This window comes from Rhizobium sp. 01N447_2, assembly GCF_056399245.1.
The window spans coordinates 117,516-134,336 of the sequence record NZ_JBFTQY010000004.1 but is presented as its reverse complement, the minus strand read 5'-3'; the positions used below and the strand labels follow the sequence as shown (position 1 = coordinate 134,336).

Sequence of the window (16,821 nt, the reverse complement as noted above, 5' to 3'; positions counted from 1 at the left end):
ATCCTCCCTCGAGATCAAGAAAACCTGCGGCGGCCGACGATGGCCGCCGCAGGTCTGCGCAGAAGGATTACTTGATGTAACCACCCTTCTTCATGATCTTGTCAGAGTTAGCCGCCGCCGCATCGAGAGCGTCCTTGACCGACATCTTTCCAGTCAAAGCGGCGGCGATCTGCTGACCGAGGTAGTTGTTGATCGCCTGCATTTCCGGGATGATCGCGAAGTTGATGCCGACGTAGGGCTTCGGAACAGCCGTGTTGTCAGTCAGCTTCGCGCTTTCGATGGCCTTCAAGGTTGGCAGTGCGAACGGAGCGGCCTTGATGTAATTTTCGTTCGCATAGGTCGACTTGCGGGTGCCGGGAGGAATGGTGACCCAGCCTTCCTTCTCGCCGATCATGTCGATGTACTTCTTCGACGTCGCCCATTCGATGAATTTCTGGGCTTCGTCTGCATGCTGCGAGGACGACGGAATGCCGAGCGACCATGCCCACAGCCATGCGCCACCCTTGTCCCAGGTCTCGATCGGCATCTGGGCAAAGCCGAGCTTGTCGGAGACCTTCGAACGCTTCGGATCGAAGAGAAGGCCGGCGGCGACGGTGGCGTCATTCCACATGGCGCACTTGCCTTCGGCGAGAAGGTTCAGGTTTTCATTGAAGCCGTTGCCGACGACGCCAGGAGGACCGTACTTGTTGGCGAGGTCCACATAGAACTGGATCGCCTTGTTCCAGGCTTCGCTGTTGACGCCGGAAGTCCAATCCATGTTGAACTGCACGCCGCCGAAGACGTTGCCGACGAGGCCCAGGAGAGCCATGTTCTCACCCCAGCCCGGCAGACCGCGGATGCAGATGCCATGGACGCCCGTTTCCTTGTTGTCGAGCTTGGCTGCGAATTCGGCGATCTGGGTCCAGGTCGGGTTTTCCGGCATGGTGAGACCGGCCGCTTCGAAGAGATCCTTACGGTAGAAGGTCATCGCGCTTTCTGCGTAGAACGGCACCGAATAAAGGTGACCTTCATACGACAGGGCGTCTCGGACGCTTGGCAGGATATCATCGACGTCGTACTCGGTGGACAGTTTGTCGAACGGCTTCAACCAACCCTGCTTGCCCCAGATCGGTGTCTCGTAGAGACCGATGGTGATGATGTCGAACTGGCCGCCGTTGGTGGCGATGTCGGTGGTGACGCGCTGGCGCAGGGTGTTTTCGTCGAGGACGAGCCAGTTCAGCTTAACGCCCGCTTCCTTCTCGTATTCAGCCGAATACTTCTGCATCACGACCATGTCAGGGTTGTTCACCGTCGCGATGGTCAGCGTCGTTTCGGCGTGCGCCGCGCTCAGCATGGCCATGAGCGCCACAGATGCCGAGGCCATAAGTTTCTTCAAGTGCATCGATTCCTCCTCAGGTTTCCTATCAAACCGCCCAAAATGTCGATGGCGGCCATCCCTGCGCCCCGCTCGCGATGGCGATGCGGAGCGACGACTTCTTCGGAAAGTTTTGGATGAGCCCTTGCCGTTGAGCCGCGCTGCCGTTCGGACATACGCAGGCGGGCACTCCTCCAAATGTACGCAACCCCCTCCCGTAGCATCGGACCGTAACGACGGATCAGTCTGATCTGTAACTATTGTCCATCTTGTACGTACAGACCGTGCCACGGCTGAGTTCCAAGGTCAAGTGGATTCTCACTTGGCTCTGGTTGGGGTGTATGGGGAAACGATTGGCAGGTTATTGAGCGCCGATGTTGGCGGATGCTTCAACCGTCACCTTGACGATGTCGGTCCGTACCCAGGAGGTGTAGAAATCGAAGGGTTTCTGGTCCTGATCCCATGAGACCGAGGTGATCAGAAGCACCGGAGTGCCCTCAGGAATTTCGAGAAGCTTCGCGACAGGCGCAGGCGCTCCAATGGATTCAACGGTGCGCCTCGCCCCGAAGGTTCGGTAGCCGTTCGCCTTGAGAACCCGGTTCAGCGAGCCATGGGGTTGCATCACTTCGCTCTCCAGAATCATGTCGTAAAACTCCGGAAGCAAGTAATTGATCGAGTATAGAGCAAGATTCCCATCAAGGCGACGAAGGCGGCGCAGCAGAAGGCAGTTCGCCTCTGGCGACCTGTTGAGCGCCCGGGCGGCAGCTCCGGACGGCGGAGCAAGCTTGGTCTCAAGCACCCGCGTCTCGACATTCCTCTGATTGTTGTGAACCTCACCTTCGAAGAATCCGTCAGCGACTTGGAGGACCCATCCGGAACCTTTGGGGTCGATGACGAACGCTCCACGACGTGCGACGACACGAATTCGATTGCGGTCTTCGAGAACGCGTAGGGTTTCGCGAACGGTAGAGCGCGCCAAATCATAGATACGGCACAGTTCGGTCTCTCCCGGGATTTTGTCTCCCGGCCGATAGGTTCCTCGATCAATGGCGTCTTCGATCAGCTTCGACAACTGCATATAGAAAGGCTCGGGGGACGTCCTGTCGATTTCGCCGGAATTCTGTGCCACTTGGTCCACCGCGCCAACCTATTGCGATTCTAGCCGTGCAACAGCGGGAACATTATTGTCCGTCGCCGGCTTGTCCGTACGCAAGATCGGGAAAGCCCATCTTGTATCCCTTGATCGTACATTACGTTCATACTGATGGAAAGAGCCTCTTCGAACCATCCCGGCGTTTGGGAGTTGGGTCGATGCAGCAAGAAAAATCAAAGGCTTCGTTCCGAATCCGAACTTCATGTTGAGCGATCATCGCGTCGCGGAACGGATGTGGCACGAGGGGTAATTCTAAGGGTCGCCCGCTTTTGGTGCATAGATGTCGTCGCGTCAAACCAATGCTATGGCCGCTTTCCGGGAGCGGCTAAAATTGCCTCTATGACCGGGATGAGGGCGCAAAGCAGCCGCATCCTTCAACAACGAACCGATGTCCGCCTCGGGCCAAAAGCCGCCTCCGGTAGCGTTTGCTACCTGATCCCACTCTCCATGGCAGTGCACCACCCTTGACGGATGGCCGTGATCGCTTAGTCTGCTGTCATCATCCTCCGGAGCATTTCCATGACGCAGTCTTTGCTCTTCGGCGCCTTTCTGGCGGCGCTCTTCTACGTGCTCATTCCGGGACCCGCCTTTTTGCAGCTGCTCGGCATCGGCGCCGGGCAGGGCCGCAAGGCCGGCGCCTTCTTCATGATGGGGCATCTGGTCGGGGATCTCATCTGGTCGTCGCTGGCGCTGATCGCGATCGTCGGCGCAAAGACGATCGGAACCTTCGTCTTCGACCTGCTCGGCCTTGCCTGCGGCTTCTATCTCGCCTGGATCGGCTGGAGCGCTGTCAATGCCAAGCCGAAAGCGGAGGGGCAGGCGCTTGTTGTGGTTGAGCGGCCGTTTCGCCGTGGTCTGATCTTCGGCGTCACCAATCCGAAGGGTTATCCGGTGGCGCTCGCCACTTTCACAGCACTGGTTGCAGGCTCGGCCGGCGCGCTCGATTTCGAGGCGTTGCCGGTGCTGCTCGTCGTGTCGTTCGTCGGTTTCGTGACTGCCGACATCATCCTGATCGGCATCATCGGCGCCGGTACGGTGCGGCGCTTCTATCGTGCCCATGAGCGATTGATCGTGCGCTGCTCCGGCGTGCTTTTCATGGGATTTGCCGCCCAGGCGCTCTGGCACGCAACGCCCGGCCTGCTCGGCTGGCGCAAGGCCTGATTAGATCAGCCATCCAGGAAGTTGACGATCGATTTCAGCGTCTGGACCTCGTCAGCATCGCCGATCGACATGGCGACCTGCAGTTGGTTCTTGTAATAATCGAGGAAATTGAAGCTGGTGCCGTCGGTGACGCTGGAGAGATCGACGATGTTGCCGAGCGGATCGATCGCATGCATCGGCAGCGGTTCTGAGATCGCGGCGTAGGTGTTCTGATCGATCAGGCCGCTGTCGAAACTCTGGCGCGCGTAATTGCGCAGCTCTCCAGGGCTGACCGCGGTGAAATCCGGGCCTTCGCCAACTTCGTCTTCGATCTGGAACGAGGCCGGGGCGGGAGCTCTGGTCTCGATTTGAATATCAGAGGTCTTCGAACTTTTTGCGTTATTAGGATTGTTTTTAAAAAGCAAACTCTGAGAAGACCGCACAGAAAAAATTTCCATGGCGCATGTCCCCTTACAAGAAGAACATCAGAAAACTAGCGCCTGCGCCTGATTCGCGTCAATCGTTAACGATTGGTTAATTTTCACGTATCAATTGTTGTCCACCAGATTTGGCTGGCGCCCGCCAAATTTGGCAGGCGAGGCAAAAGGTTCTTCCCGGTAACATACCAATTCTATGGCGGCTCTCCTATATTGCCGATTCACTTGCATGCCAAAAAGGAATTCTCCGATGCCTTCTCCACATGATTTTAATCCGGCGCTGGTGACCTGGGACGGTCTTCACGGCCTGCCGCGTTTCGATGCCCTGGATGACGGTGATTTTGCCGCTGCCTTCGAAGCCGCACTTGCCGCGCATGAAAGGGAGATCGACGAGATCGCCGGAAACGGCGATGCGCCGACATTCGACAATACGGTCGTGGCACTGGAGATTGCCGGCGACGCGCTGTCGCGCGTTTCGGCGCTGTTCTGGAACAAGGCAGGCGCGCATACCAATGATGTGATCCAGGCGCTGGAGCGGGAGATCTCGCCGAAGATGTCGCGCCACTATTCGAAGATCGGGATGAATGCCGCACTTTTTGCCCGCATCGACACGCTCTGGGAGAGCCGCGAGAGCCTTGGCCTGACGCTCGAACAGACGCGCGTGCTGGAACGCCACTGGAAAGGCTTCGTCAAATCGGGCGCCAAGCTTGAAAAGGCCGAGCAGGAAAATCTTGCGGCGATCAATGAAAAGCTTGCCGGCCTCGGGACGCAATTCGGCCAGAACGTGCTGGCCGACGAAAAGGCCTGGGCACTGGTGCTTTCCGATGGCGCCGAGCTCGAGGGCTTGCCGGAATTCCTTCGCGACGCGATGGCGGGGGCAGCGCGCGAACGCGGCGAGGAGGGCAAATATGCGGTGACGCTGTCACGCTCGATCATCGAGCCGTTCCTCACATTCTCGGAGCGCCGCGATCTGCGCGAGCAGGCTTTCAAGGCGTGGGTGGCGCGCGGTGAAAATGATGGTGAGACGGACAATCGCGCTGTCATCAGGGAAACGCTGGCGCTGCGCCATCAGGTGGCGACGCTGCTTGGCTACGGCAATTTCGCCGAGCTGAAGCTCGACAATACGATGGCGAAGACGGCGGAAGCCGTGAACGGCCTGCTGAGGGCTGTCTGGGCGCGGGCGGTGAAACGCGCCGGCGAGGAGGAGGCCGATATTGCGGCGCTGATCGCCGAGGAGGGCCGGAACCACGAGGTCATGCCCTGGGACTGGCGCCACTATGCCGAAAAGATCCGGGCGCGGAAGTTCGATTTCTCCGAAACTGAACTCAAGCCCTACCTGCAGCTCGAGAAGATTATCGAAGCCTGCTTCGACGTCGCCGGCCGGCTGTTCGGCATCCGGGCCGTCGAGAAGAAGGGCGTGGCCGCCTATCACCCTGACGTTAGGGTGTTCGAAATCAGGGACCGCGAAGACAAGCTCGTCGCCCTGTTCCTCGGCGATTATTTTGCCCGCAGCTCGAAACGATCAGGCGCCTGGATGAGCTCGCTGCAATCGCAGCACCGGCTGGAGCTGAAGAACGGCCGCCATGGCGAATTGCCGATCATCTATAATGTCTGCAACTTCGCCAAGCCGGCGGAAGGCAAGCCGGCGCTGCTGTCGCTCGACGATGCCCGTACGCTGTTCCACGAATTCGGCCATGCGCTGCACGGCATGCTTTCGAACGTCACCTATCCCTCGGTTGCGGGCACCGGCGTCTCTCGCGATTTCGTCGAACTGCCGTCGCAGCTCTATGAGCACTGGTTGACGGTGCCCGCTATCCTGAAGCGTTACGCCGTGCATGTCGAAACCGGCGAGCCGATGCCGCAGGCCCTGCTCGACAAGGTGCTTGCCGCCCGGACCTTCAATGCCGGCTTCAATACCGTCGAGTTCACCTCGTCGGCGCTGGTCGACATGGCGTTTCACACGAGAACGGCCGTCGAGGACCCGATGGCGGTGCAGGCCGAGGTACTGGCCGAGATCGGCATGCCGAAGTCGATCGTCATGCGCCATGCGACGCCGCACTTCCAGCACATCTTTTCCGGCGGCTATTCGGCCGGCTATTACTCCTACATGTGGTCGGAGGTGCTCGACGCCGACGCCTTTGCCGCCTTCGAGGAGACGGGAGACGCCTTCAACGGCGAGATGGCGCGTAAGCTCAAGGAGAATATCTATTCGGTCGGCGGCTCGGTCGATCCGGAGGACGCCTACACGGCCTTCCGCGGCAAGCTGCCGAGCCCGGATGCAATGCTTGTCAAAAAGGGACTTTCGACCTTCGAGGAATTGACAGGCAGCGACGCCTAAGACAATTTGATGACACGCTATGATGCGGCGGGGCGACAGCCTTGCCGCAGCTTTTGCGCGTTCCCCCCTTTCGCAAACGCAAAAAAAACTGTATGGACGCCCCAAACTAATAGGCGCGTCCTCTAGAGCGTGCGCCCCAGCCTCAGAGATTTCACATATGTCACTTCGCAATATCGCGATCATCGCGCACGTTGACCATGGCAAAACGACCCTGGTGGATGAGCTTCTCAAGCAGTCCGGCTCGTTCCGCGAAAATCAGCGTGTCGCTGAACGCGTGATGGACTCGAACGATCTCGAAAAAGAACGCGKCATCACCATTCTCGCCAAGGCGACCTCGGTGGAATGGAAGGGTGTCCGCATCAACATCGTCGACACCCCTGGCCACGCCGACTTTGGTGGTGAAGTCGAGCGCATTCTCTCAATGGTGGATGGCGCGATCGTTCTCGTCGACTCCTCTGAAGGCCCGATGCCGCAGACGAAGTTCGTTGTCTCCAAGGCCTTGAAGGTCGGTCTTCGTCCGATTGTCGCGATCAACAAGATCGACCGTCCTGATGGCCGCCACGAAGAAGTCATCAACGAAGTCTTCGACCTCTTTGCGAACCTCGACGCGACCGACGAGCAGCTCGACTTCCCGATCCTCTACGGTTCCGGCCGCGACGGCTGGATGAACGTCAATCCGGAAGGTCCGAAGGATCAGGGTCTTACGCCGCTTCTCGACCTGGTGCTCAAGCATGTTCCGGAGCCGACCGTCCACGAAGGTCCGTTCACGATGATCGGCACGATCCTCGAAGCCAACCCCTTCCTCGGTCGCATCATCACCGGTCGTATCAATTCCGGTTCCATCAAGCCGAACCAGGCAGTGAAGGTTCTCCACGCCGACGGCAAGACGATCGAAACCGGCCGTATTTCCAAGATCCTCGCCTTCCGCGGCATCGAGCGCACGGCGATCGAAGAAGCGCATCAGGGCGATATTGTCGCGATCGCCGGCCTTTCCAAGGGCACGGTCGCCGACACCTTCTGCGATCCCTCGATCACCGAGCCGCTGCAGGCGCAGCCGATCGATCCGCCGACTGTCACCATGTCCTTCATCGTCAACGACAGCCCGCTGGCCGGCACCGAAGGCGACAAGGTGACGAGCCGCGTCATCCGCGACCGTCTCTTCAAGGAAGCGGAAGGCAACGTCGCCCTGAAGATCGAAGAAGCCGAAGGCAAGGATTCGTTCTACGTGTCCGGCCGTGGCGAACTTCAGCTCGCCGTTCTCATCGAGACCATGCGTCGCGAAGGCTTCGAGCTTGCCGTGTCGCGTCCGCGCGTCGTGATGCACAAGGATGAAAACGGCCAGCTTCTGGAGCCGATCGAGGAAGTCGTCGTCGACGTCGACGAAGAACATTCCGGTGTCGTCGTGCAGAAGATGTCCGAGCGCAAGGCCGAAATGGTCGAGCTGCGTCCGTCGGGCGGTAACCGTCTTCGCCTGCGTTTCTACGCACCGACCCGCGGCCTGATCGGCTACCAGTCGGAACTGCTGACGGATACGCGCGGCACGGCGATCATGAACCGCCTGTTCCACGACTACCAGCCCTACAAGGGTGTGATTGGTGGCCGCGTCAACGGCGTGCTGCTCGCCAACGCTCCCGGCGAAGCCGTCGCCTATGCGATGTTCAACTTGGAAGATCGCGGCCCGATGATCATCGAGCCGGGCGAAAAGGTCTATGCCGGCATGATTATCGGCATCCATTCGCGCGACAACGACCTTGAAGTCAACGTGCTGAAGGGCAAGCAGCTCACCAACATCCGCGCCGCCGGCAAGGACGAAGCGGTGAAGCTGACGCCGCCGATCCGGATGACGCTTGATCGCGCGCTCTCCTGGATTCAGGATGACGAGCTGATGGAAGTGACACCGAAGAATATTCGTCTGCGCAAGATGTATCTCGACGCAAACGATCGCAAGCGTTTCGAAAAGACGAAGGCGGCGCTCTAAGAGCCATTCAAAGTGCGATAGCGTCTTGCGGCTCTCGAAAAGAGGCGCAGCGCTGGAGAGAAATCCCTAAAAACCCCGGCTTGCGCGCCGGGGTTTTTTATTGTGCGCCGCGTCGATTCCGTCTTGTGACAATCGTTAAAAAAGCGTTAACTTTTGATCGTCGTCCACATATCAAGTCTGTGGGCAATCGATCACAATGCCTCTGTGCATATGGTTAATTGCCTTCGGCGGGACCAGAGTAAACGTTATGAAGACGTTGTCGATCGATGTCCGGCGGGCCGAGCCGCAAGATGCCCGAGCCATATCGGAAACACACAGGCTTGCCTGGCAACACACCTACGCGGGCATCATTCCGCATCGCGCGCTGACGCAGATGATCGAGCGGCGCGGCGAAAGCTGGTGGCGCAAGGCAACGCGCGGGCCGGCAACGCTGCTGGTTCTCGATGTTGCCGGAACAGTTGCCGGCTACGCGACACTCGGGCTCAATCGCGCCCGCGCTCTGCCGCAGGAAGGCGAGATTTACGAGCTTTATCTTCGGCCTGAGTATCAGGGTATCGGCCTTGGCAGGATGCTGTTCGGCGAGGCGCGCCGGCTCTTGAAGTCGCTCGGCTGCAACGGGCTGGTTGTCTGGTGCCTCGAGGATAACGAGACCGCCAGCGACTTCTACCGCCATCATGGCGGCGTCGATTTCTGCGAAGGCATGGAAAGTTTCGACCACAGGCAATTGAAGAAGATCGGCTTCATCTGGAGTTGAACGGCCATTCAAAGTGCCCGCAGCGTCCTTGGCGCGTCTGAAAAGACGAGTGGCGCTGGAGTCGGCGTTCCACTATCTCCTATTAGAAACTTTTGATGTGAATGTGCGCCGCTGCAGTCAAGCATTGGCGCTGTGCGATGTTGCGTTGCCACATGAAACTGATTATCTGGCTGCCAGCACATTCAACCTCGCGGGAGTTTCTTATGCGCATCGACGCCATTGCAATCGGTAATAATCCACCTGAGGACGTCAACGTTATCGTCGAGGTTCCGGTCGGCGGCCATCCCATCAAGTATGAGATGGACAAGGAAGCCGGCACGCTGGTGGTCGATCGTTTCCTCTATACGCCGATGACCTATCCGGGCAATTATGGTTTCGTGCCGCACACGCTGTCGGAAGACGGCGACCCGATCGACGTGCTGATCGCCAGCACCCGTCCGCTGGTTMCCGGCTGCGTCATCAATGTGCGCCCGATCGGCGTCCTGAAGATGGAAGACAATTCCGGCAAGGACGAGAAGATCATCGCCGTGCCGTCGCCGAAGCTGACGCTGCGCTATGAAAAGGTGAAGGACTACACCGATCTTCCCGAGATCACGCTGAAGCAGATCGAGCACTTCTTCGAGCACTACAAGGATCTGGAACCCGGCAAGTGGGTGAAGATCTTCGGCTGGGGCGACTCCAAGGAAGCAGGCGAACTCATCCTCGAAGCCGTCGAGCGCGCCAAGAAGAAAGGCTGATCGCTCAGCCTAAAAATATCTCGAGCTTTTTTACCAAATCCTCCGGATCGCCGTCGATCCGGAGGATTTTTTTGCGCGCGGTCTCACCCGAGACGAGGCTGACGCTGGACTTGGGAATGCGCAGGGATTTTGCGATCAAAAGGATAAGCGCCTTGTTGGCCTTGCCTTTCGCGGGCACGGCGGTGACGCGTGCCTTCAGGAACGCTTCGCCCTCGCCGTCGGCCTCGATGCCGTCGAGCACGTCTCGCCCGCCATTCGGCATCAGCCGGACGGCGAGGCGGAGATGGTCATCGAAAAGGCTCCAGGGACGGCTCAAGCGACCAGCGGGTACAGCGTGGTCCAAAGCAAGGTGCGCAGGAAGAAGATGATCAGCAGCAGGATGATCGGCGAAATGTCGATGCCGCCAAGGTTCGGCAGCCGGTTGCGGATCGGCTTCAGCACCGGTTCGGTGACATTATAGAGGAATGTGCCGACCGAATTGACGAACTGATTGCTGGAATTGATAACATTGAAGGCATAGAGCCAGGAAAAAATGGCACTGGCAATCAGGATCCAGGTGTAAATATTCAAAGCCAAATCAATGGTTTGAAACAGCGCAAACATCATCGTCTCCAATTCGTTGTTGACAGACATGTAGACATTGGCGACTAAACGGGCAAGTGCCGTGTGGAAGCGCACGGTGAATCATGTTTAACGGGCGGCTTTGCCGCTATTCCGGCGCCCGTCTCCTCGGAAAACATCCATGTCGTTTTCGCCCACCGGAGACCGTTTTGCCGCGTTCCGGCATTCGTCCTACACGCGTTTCTTCTTCGCGCGCTTCCTGCTTTCCTTCTCGCAGCAGATCGTCAGCGTCGCGGTCGGCTGGCAGATGTACGACCAGACGGGCAGCGCGATCTATCTCGGTTTGATCGGTCTCGTGCAGTTCCTGCCGTCACTGCTGCTCATCCTCGTCACCGGTTCTGTGGCCGACCGGTACAATCGCCGGGCGATCGCGGCCCTCTGCTCGCTGGTAAGCGCGCTCTGCACGCTGGCGCTGCTGGTTATGACTGTCATGGGGACCTTCACTCCCTTGCCTGTTTTCGCGATGCTTTTGATCTTCGGTGTTGAACGCGCCTTCATGTCGCCGGCAGTGCAGTCGCTGGCGCCCAATCTCGTGCCGGAGCAGGCACTCTCCAATGCGATCGCCTGGAATTCGTCCTCCTGGCAGCTCGCGGCAATCACCGGCCCGGTGCTCGGCGGTCTGCTCTACGGCGTCAGTGCGTCGACTGCCTATACGGTGGCGGTGATCTTTTCCGTGCTGGGTGCCGCCCTTCTCTACATGATCCCGAAACCGGTGCAGAAGACGACGGGCGAGACCAAGAGCTGGGCGATGATCCTCGGCGGCTTCAGTTTCATCCGCGCCGAAAAGGTGGTGCTCGGGGCGATCTCGCTCGATCTCTTCGCCGTGCTGCTCGGCGGGGCCACGGCGCTGATGCCAATTTTTGCGCGCGATATCCTCACCCTCGGTCCCTGGGGGCTCGGACTGCTGCGCGCCGCACCGGGACTTGGCGCCATCGTCATGGCGATTTTCCTTGCCGCCTATCCGCTCAAACATCGCGCCGGCATCTACATGTTCATCGGCGTCGCCCTGTTCGGCGTCGGAACGATCATCTTCGGCGTCTCGACCAATACCGAGGTCTCGATCGCGGCGCTGGCGCTGATGGGGGCGGCCGACATGGTGTCGGTCTATGTCCGCGAGAGCCTGATTGCGCTCTGGACGCCGGACCAGCTGCGCGGCCGTGTCAATGCGGTCAACATGGTCTTCGTCGGCGCTTCGAACGAGCTCGGGGAATTCAGGGCGGGCACGATGGCGGCGCTCTTCGGCGCGGTGCCGGCGGTCGTCATCGGCGGGATCGGAACGCTTGTCGTGGCGGCGATCTGGGCGTCGAGTTTCCCCAAACTGCGCAGGATCGATACGCTGGACGCGCCCACTGTATCGTCGGAATCGATTTAGAAACCGATTATGCGCGAAGAGCGATAGAGGACGCCGCCTTCGCCGTCTTTCCCTCGAAGACGATGTCGAGGAATTCGGTGAGCCAGGCTCTCAGCGGCGCATCGAATAGCATGCGGCCTTCGAGATGTTCGCGGCCCTGCTGGGCGTTCGGCAGGATGAAGCGATGGGCGCCATGCACGACCCAGCGATGCATCATCACCCGGGTCAGTTCGGCATGGAACTGCAGCCCCCAGGCGTTGTCGTCGTAGCGGAAGGCCTGGTTCGGATAGGCATCGCCTTCGGCCAGCAGGTCGGCGCCGCGCGGCAGTTCGAAGCCCTCGCGGTGGAAATGATAGACCATCCTCGGCCAGTGCATCAGCAGGCGGCCCTTCTCGGTTGGGTGCAGCGGATACCAGCCGATCTCGGTCGAGCCATCGGCATTCGGCTGCACCTTGCCACCGAGATGATGCACCAGCATCTGCGCGCCGAGGCAGATGCCGAGGTAGGGGCGCTTTTCCCGGAGCGGAACGTTGATCCAGTCGATCTCCTTCTTGACGAAGTCATCGGGATCATTGGCGCTCATCGGGCCGCCGAAGACGACGGCGCCAGCATGGTCTTCAAGTGTTGCCGGAAGCGGCTCGCCGAGAACCGGCCGGCGGATATCGAGGCGGTAGCCCTTTTCGACGAGCAATTGGCCGACGCGGCCGGGGCTCGACCGTTCCTGATGCAGGACGATGAGGATCGGGCGCCCGTCGCGGTTCGGATTTTGCTCAGTCGGTATCATCTTGCGCAACCTGGACGTCTGTCACCCTGGCGGCGGCTTCCTGCCGCTTCTGGATGCGCTCGCGCGAGGAGACGCCGAGCAGATCGGCGATACGCCAGATCACATGGTCTTCCATCTCGCTGCGCTCACCATCGGCATAGACGATGTCCCAGAGGACGCCGATCAGCTCCAGCCGTTGCTCGGTATTGAGATGACGTTTCAGGTCGGCGGTGAAGCGATAATAGTCGACGGCGGAGCTTTCGGCCTCAAGGCCGGCGGCTATCAGAGCGTCGAGCTGCTTGCCGTCGAGTGCATACTGCTCCTTCAGGAGCTTACGCAGCCGCTTCTTCTCGCTGGCTTTGATCTGACCATCGGCCTCCATGACCTGCATGCAGAGCGCTGCCACTGCGATGCGGGGATCATCAGGGGCAAAACCTTTCTTCKGGTGGTCGGCGGTGAGATTCTGGAAGAATGCCTGAAAGCGTTCGAACATGCGGTTTTCGTTCCATTTCAGAAAAGGCGGAGCCGTGTCTTGGGTTCCGGTTCCACCCTGGGATCGCGAACGCCGGGATCATCCGGCAACCCGCCAAAGAAAGGTTTCGTCTCGCTCGGTGCTGGCGCTTTATCGCCCGCGGCCGGTTCGACGGGTTTCGGTTTGGCCGACGTCGGTGCCGGTGCCGGTGCCGGCGTGGGGCGCACAGCCTCGGCAATCGTCGCGGCGCGTTCCAGCTCGATGATGCGATGGTCGTTGACGGGACTTTCCGGCCTGACGTCACGCAGCGGCGGCAATGTCTTCAAAGCCGTTTCGATCGAGGCCGGCGCCGAACCGTCTTCGAGCGGACCCTCGATCTGGCCGAAGGGCGCCTTCCATTCGAAGGCGTCGAGACGGCCGGTCACGGGCGATACCGGCAGCCATTTGTCGGACACGAAGCCGTCTGCCACCCAGGCCGGATCGCGCGGCGCCTTGAGCGCCTGGGCCAGCCAGTGGCGCACGCGGCCCTGGTCGCCAGTCTCGGCTTCTTCGATGTCGGCCAGCAGCAGGTAGGCGGCTTCACGCGGCTGCATGCGGGCCGCCGCTTCCGCCTTGGCGCGGGCCTTGGCGAATTCCTGCGCGTCGAGGGCTGCCTGGGCGACGACAAGAAGGGATTCGACATTGTTCGGGCGCTGCCCTTCCAGCCGCTCGGCGCGCTTCAGCCGGTCGAGCGTGGAATCGCCGCTGCGGGCCCTGACGTAGGCTTGGCCGATCTCGGGATGCGGTGCCGATTTCCATGCCTGTTCGAGGATCGAGGCGGCCTTGCGCACGCCGCCTTCTCGGAACAGCGCCTTCGCGGCAATGAGGGCTGCCGGAATGAAATCGGCGGCAAGCTTCAGCGCCTGCAGGGCGTCGTCGCGGGCACCGGTCGGGTTGCTTTCCAGCTTCTCGCCGGCGCGCGCCGTCAGAAGAACCGCGTGCAGACGGTTGGCTTCGGCCTTTTCGACGACGCGCGCGGCTTTCTGCTGTTCGAGCAGGCGGATCGCATCGTCCCAGCGGCCGGCCTGGCTGCGATATTCGAGCGTCGCCTGCGCGGCCCAAGGCAGATAGGGCGCGTTGTCGGCAGCCTTTTCGGCATATTGGCGGGCGGCCTCGTTGGCCCCAAGACGGCGGGCTTCCAGATAGAGGCCGCGCAGACCGAGTTCGCGCGTCTCGGGATCATTGGCCATGGCCTCGAACTTGGCGCGTGCCTCATCATGGCGGCCTTCGATGAGGGCGGCCTGAGCTTCGAGCAGGTTGATCAGCGGTTCCTGATCGGCGCGGATGAGGCCGCGCGAGCGGGCGGCCATCTTGCGGGCGAGCAGCGCATTGCCGGCGCCGGCGGCGATCAGGCCGGTCGACAGTGCCTGATAACCGCGGTCCCGCTTGCGGGCGCGGAAATAACGCGTCACCGAATGCGGCGAGGTCCAGACGAGACGGACGAACCACCAGGCGATCATCACGGCGGCAATGAGAGCGATGATCGCGCTGGCGGCGACGATCAGCTTCGTCTGGTAGATCTGGCCCTCCCAGATCAGCGAGAGGTCGCCGGGACGATCGGCAAGCCAGGAGAAGCCATAGGCGAGAAGCAATACGAAGAGGGCGAAGACGACAAGGCGGATCAGCATGGTCTTATCCTTCCTTGCCGGTGCCGGAAACCGCTTTCGACAGCGCCCCGCCAACCAGTTCCTCGACGCGGATGCGCGCTTCGAGCGATTGCTTGAAGGCGGCGGACGCCTGCTTGCCGGAAGCGGGCAGGTTATTCCATTCGGCGGAGGCGCCGGGCAGGTCGCCGCTCTTCACCTTCTCCTCCATGCGGGCGGCAATGGCTTCGACGCTTTCGCCCTCGATATTGCCGACGGGACGGACGCTCACCAGCGACTTGGCACTCGACATCAGCCGATCCGACCAGCTCTGGTTCGGGTCCGGCTGGTTGACGGCTTCGACGATCGCGGTGGCGACATCGGGAACCTCGCGCACCAGTTCGGTGCGTGAGGGAATGCCCGTCTCGGCAAAGGTTCGGAGATCGGCGACGGCTGGATCGTCGGGTGCGACGCCGGCGAAGGTGTCGAGTTCGGCCAGGAACGGGCCACCGCGATCGATCGCCGCCTTCAGGGCGGCAGCCGCGATCGCCCGGGCAACGGCGACGTCCTCGCGCGGCTCGTTCAGCTTCTTTTCGGCCTCTTCGAGGCGCTTGCTGATATCGGCGCCGCTCGTCGTCTGCTGCTCGGAAGACTGGGCAAGCGTCGAGCGCAGCTGATCGACCTGACCGGTCAGTTCCGCAATCTTCTGGTTGAGTGCCTCGACGTTAGCAGAATCGGCCGGCGCACCGGCCGCGGGAGCCGTTGCAGCTGTTTCCAGCGCAGCGACGCGTTTCGCAAGCTCACCGTCATCCGTGCTCGCCGGATTGGCGGCAAGGTTGGCGACGGTCTGTTTCAGGCCGTCGATCTCGCCGGCAAGATCCGCCGTCTCCGGCGATGTCGTCTGCGGCGCAGACGAGCTCGGGAGGTAACCGGCATACTGGATGGCGCCGGCGCCAAGCAGCGCCACGAGGCCGCCAACGATGCCGGCGGCAATGAGGCCGGAGGTGCCGGCGCTCTTCGGCGCAGGCTGTTCAGGAGGAGGGGTGAAGGAAGGTTCTGGAGCTGCCTGTTCCTCCTCCGGCGCATCCATCACAGGCTTCTCTTCATCTTCGGCATGCGACGCAGTCTCGGTTTCGGGCGGTAGGCCGACATCGGCGGCAGCGGTGCTGTCGGCGTCGGCAGTTTCATTGTCTACCGGTTTTTCGGTATCGGCTGCAGCGGCGAATTCCTGTGCATCGAGGTCGATCGTGACCGGCTCGTCGGCGCTCTTCGAATGGCGTGGCGGGTTTCCCGATACCATGAGGTCCTCTTTATCCTGCATTGCAACGAAACTAGACAGTGATGCCAGTTAAGGGAAGAGGTTAGATCAAATTTGGGCGGTTAGAGCCTTGAAAGCAGCGACAGAAGACTTTTCTCATCCGCCATCGGTGAAATCTCGACGCTTTTTTTTAGAGCCGTCGGGATGGCTTGCGCCACCGCTTCGCTGAGGCAGAGAAGGCGGATTCCCCTGTGTTCCGGCCAGGCTGATAGGAGTTCCGGCATGCGAAAGAAATCCTCTGCCGTCTGGCGGGAATAGAAGAGGATGGCGTCCGGGTAACCGTTAGCGAAGATCGCGTCGATCTCGGCGGGATCAGGGACGGCCGGTTGCATGCGGTAGCATTCGGCGACGGAAAAATGGATGCCGAGTTCGCGCAATCTTCCTTCAAAAGTTTCGGCGCGCGGGGTGCCGGCGAGATAGAGCAGCGTGCCCGGTTTCTCCGCCGCGACGAGATCGGCGAGATCGCGGCCGTTGCCCTGGGATGAAGCGACGGATCGGAAGCCGAGGCTGCGCGCTTCTTCCGCGGTCGTTTCGCCGACCGCGAAAAGCGGGCGGGCGAGATGCGGACGAAGTTTTTCGCCGAGTGCGGAGATGACCCTGATGGCTTCGGCGCTGGTCACGGCGATTGCGCCGCTGGTGGTTGCAAGCGCGGCTAGGGCGGCGACGCTGTCGTGCAGCGGCCGACGCAGCGGCAGCAGCAGCGGCTCGTGGCCCAAATCGCGTAAACGTTGTGCGGTTCTCGTCGCCGAGTGCGCGGGGCGGGTGACGAGCACACGCATGGCC

16 protein-coding genes are annotated in these 16,821 nt (G+C 60.7%); 6 read left to right on the top strand and 10 right to left on the bottom strand.

The features are described 5' to 3' along the window. Positions 1–67 precede the first annotated feature (67 nt). Both AC1ECN_RS04235 and AC1ECN_RS04230 read right to left on the bottom strand, forming a co-directional pair. Positions 68–1,381, bottom strand: a complete 1,314-nt coding sequence (locus tag AC1ECN_RS04235; protein ID WP_024320408.1) for an ABC transporter substrate-binding protein — start codon at positions 1,379–1,381, stop codon at positions 68–70. A gap of 334 nt (positions 1,382–1,715) precedes the next feature. Further along, positions 1,716–2,483: a GntR family transcriptional regulator gene (locus AC1ECN_RS04230; protein ID WP_245278415.1), complete on the bottom strand. Its 768-nt coding sequence runs from the start codon at positions 2,481–2,483 to the stop codon at positions 1,716–1,718. Positions 2,484–3,026: 543 nt separating this feature from the next. Here AC1ECN_RS04230 and AC1ECN_RS04225 point away from each other — a divergent pair. Beyond that, positions 3,027–3,668: a LysE family translocator gene (locus AC1ECN_RS04225; protein ID WP_012759334.1), complete on the top strand. Its 642-nt coding sequence runs from the start codon at positions 3,027–3,029 to the stop codon at positions 3,666–3,668. A gap of 5 nt (positions 3,669–3,673) precedes the next feature. Here the strand turns inward: AC1ECN_RS04225 and AC1ECN_RS04220 are convergent, their stop codons facing one another. Continuing rightward, positions 3,674–4,105 (bottom strand): hypothetical protein, encoded by a 432-nt coding sequence (locus tag AC1ECN_RS04220; RefSeq protein WP_075224988.1) that lies wholly within the window; start codon positions 4,103–4,105, stop codon positions 3,674–3,676. A gap of 229 nt (positions 4,106–4,334) precedes the next feature. Here AC1ECN_RS04220 and AC1ECN_RS04215 point away from each other — a divergent pair, with 229 nt between their 5' ends. From AC1ECN_RS04215 to ppa, 4 genes are all read left to right on the top strand, one after another. Beyond that, entirely contained in the window at positions 4,335–6,422 is a 2,088-nt protein-coding gene (locus tag AC1ECN_RS04215; RefSeq protein ID WP_130673234.1) for a M3 family metallopeptidase, read from the top strand. A 157-nt stretch (positions 6,423–6,579) separates the two neighbouring features. Continuing rightward, the gene (typA, locus tag AC1ECN_RS04210) at positions 6,580–8,400 is read left to right on the top strand and encodes a translational GTPase TypA (RefSeq protein WP_477952272.1); all 1,821 of its coding nucleotides are present in this window, start codon (positions 6,580–6,582) and stop codon (positions 8,398–8,400) included. A gap of 247 nt (positions 8,401–8,647) precedes the next feature. Beyond that, positions 8,648–9,154, top strand: a complete 507-nt coding sequence (locus AC1ECN_RS04205) for a GNAT family N-acetyltransferase (RefSeq protein WP_024320403.1) — start codon at positions 8,648–8,650, stop codon at positions 9,152–9,154. A 203-nt stretch (positions 9,155–9,357) separates the two neighbouring features. Then, complete coding sequence (gene ppa, locus AC1ECN_RS04200; protein ID WP_477952270.1) at positions 9,358–9,891, top strand: inorganic diphosphatase; 534 nt, start codon at positions 9,358–9,360, stop codon at positions 9,889–9,891. 4 nt (positions 9,892–9,895) lie between these two features. On the opposite strand, the gene AC1ECN_RS04195 is transcribed toward ppa, so the two are convergent. Together AC1ECN_RS04195 and AC1ECN_RS04190 are read right to left on the bottom strand one after the other, a co-directional pair. Continuing rightward, complete coding sequence (locus AC1ECN_RS04195) at positions 9,896–10,207, bottom strand: DUF167 domain-containing protein (RefSeq protein WP_130673233.1); 312 nt, start codon at positions 10,205–10,207, stop codon at positions 9,896–9,898. Beyond that, on the bottom strand, positions 10,204–10,494 hold the full coding sequence (locus tag AC1ECN_RS04190) for a YggT family protein (RefSeq protein ID WP_245484748.1): 291 nt from the start codon (positions 10,492–10,494) through the stop codon (positions 10,204–10,206). Before AC1ECN_RS04190 ends, AC1ECN_RS04195 begins: the two co-directional genes overlap by 4 nt. 139 nt (positions 10,495–10,633) lie before the next feature. Here AC1ECN_RS04190 and AC1ECN_RS04185 point away from each other — a divergent pair, with 139 nt between their 5' ends. Next, positions 10,634–11,884 (top strand): MFS transporter, encoded by a 1,251-nt coding sequence (locus tag AC1ECN_RS04185; protein ID WP_130673232.1) that lies wholly within the window; start codon positions 10,634–10,636, stop codon positions 11,882–11,884. Between the two features lie 7 nt (positions 11,885–11,891). On the opposite strand, the gene AC1ECN_RS04180 is transcribed toward AC1ECN_RS04185, so the two are convergent. Genes AC1ECN_RS04180 through AC1ECN_RS04160 form a run of 5 tightly spaced genes read right to left on the bottom strand, consistent with a single transcriptional unit; the run spans position 11,892 to position 16,817 of the window. Next, positions 11,892–12,656, bottom strand: coding sequence for a glutamine amidotransferase (locus AC1ECN_RS04180; RefSeq protein WP_024320400.1), 765 nt, complete (start codon positions 12,654–12,656; stop codon positions 11,892–11,894). Beyond that, positions 12,634–13,119 (bottom strand): tellurite resistance TerB family protein, encoded by a 486-nt coding sequence (locus AC1ECN_RS04175; RefSeq protein ID WP_477952267.1) that lies wholly within the window; start codon positions 13,117–13,119, stop codon positions 12,634–12,636. The genes AC1ECN_RS04180 and AC1ECN_RS04175 overlap by 23 nt, the downstream gene beginning before the upstream one ends. A gap of 17 nt (positions 13,120–13,136) precedes the next feature. After that, positions 13,137–14,765 (bottom strand): heme biosynthesis protein HemY, encoded by a 1,629-nt coding sequence (locus AC1ECN_RS04170; RefSeq protein WP_130673231.1) that lies wholly within the window; start codon positions 14,763–14,765, stop codon positions 13,137–13,139. A 4-nt stretch (positions 14,766–14,769) separates the two neighbouring features. Beyond that, the gene (locus AC1ECN_RS04165) at positions 14,770–16,041 is read right to left on the bottom strand and encodes a COG4223 family protein (RefSeq protein ID WP_018482725.1); all 1,272 of its coding nucleotides are present in this window, start codon (positions 16,039–16,041) and stop codon (positions 14,770–14,772) included. Between the two features lie 59 nt (positions 16,042–16,100). Beyond that, positions 16,101–16,817 carry a uroporphyrinogen-III synthase gene (locus AC1ECN_RS04160; RefSeq protein WP_130656572.1) on the bottom strand — a complete coding sequence of 239 codons (717 nt, stop codon included), beginning with the start codon at positions 16,815–16,817 and terminating at the stop codon, positions 16,101–16,103. Positions 16,818–16,821: the final 4 nt, after the last annotated feature.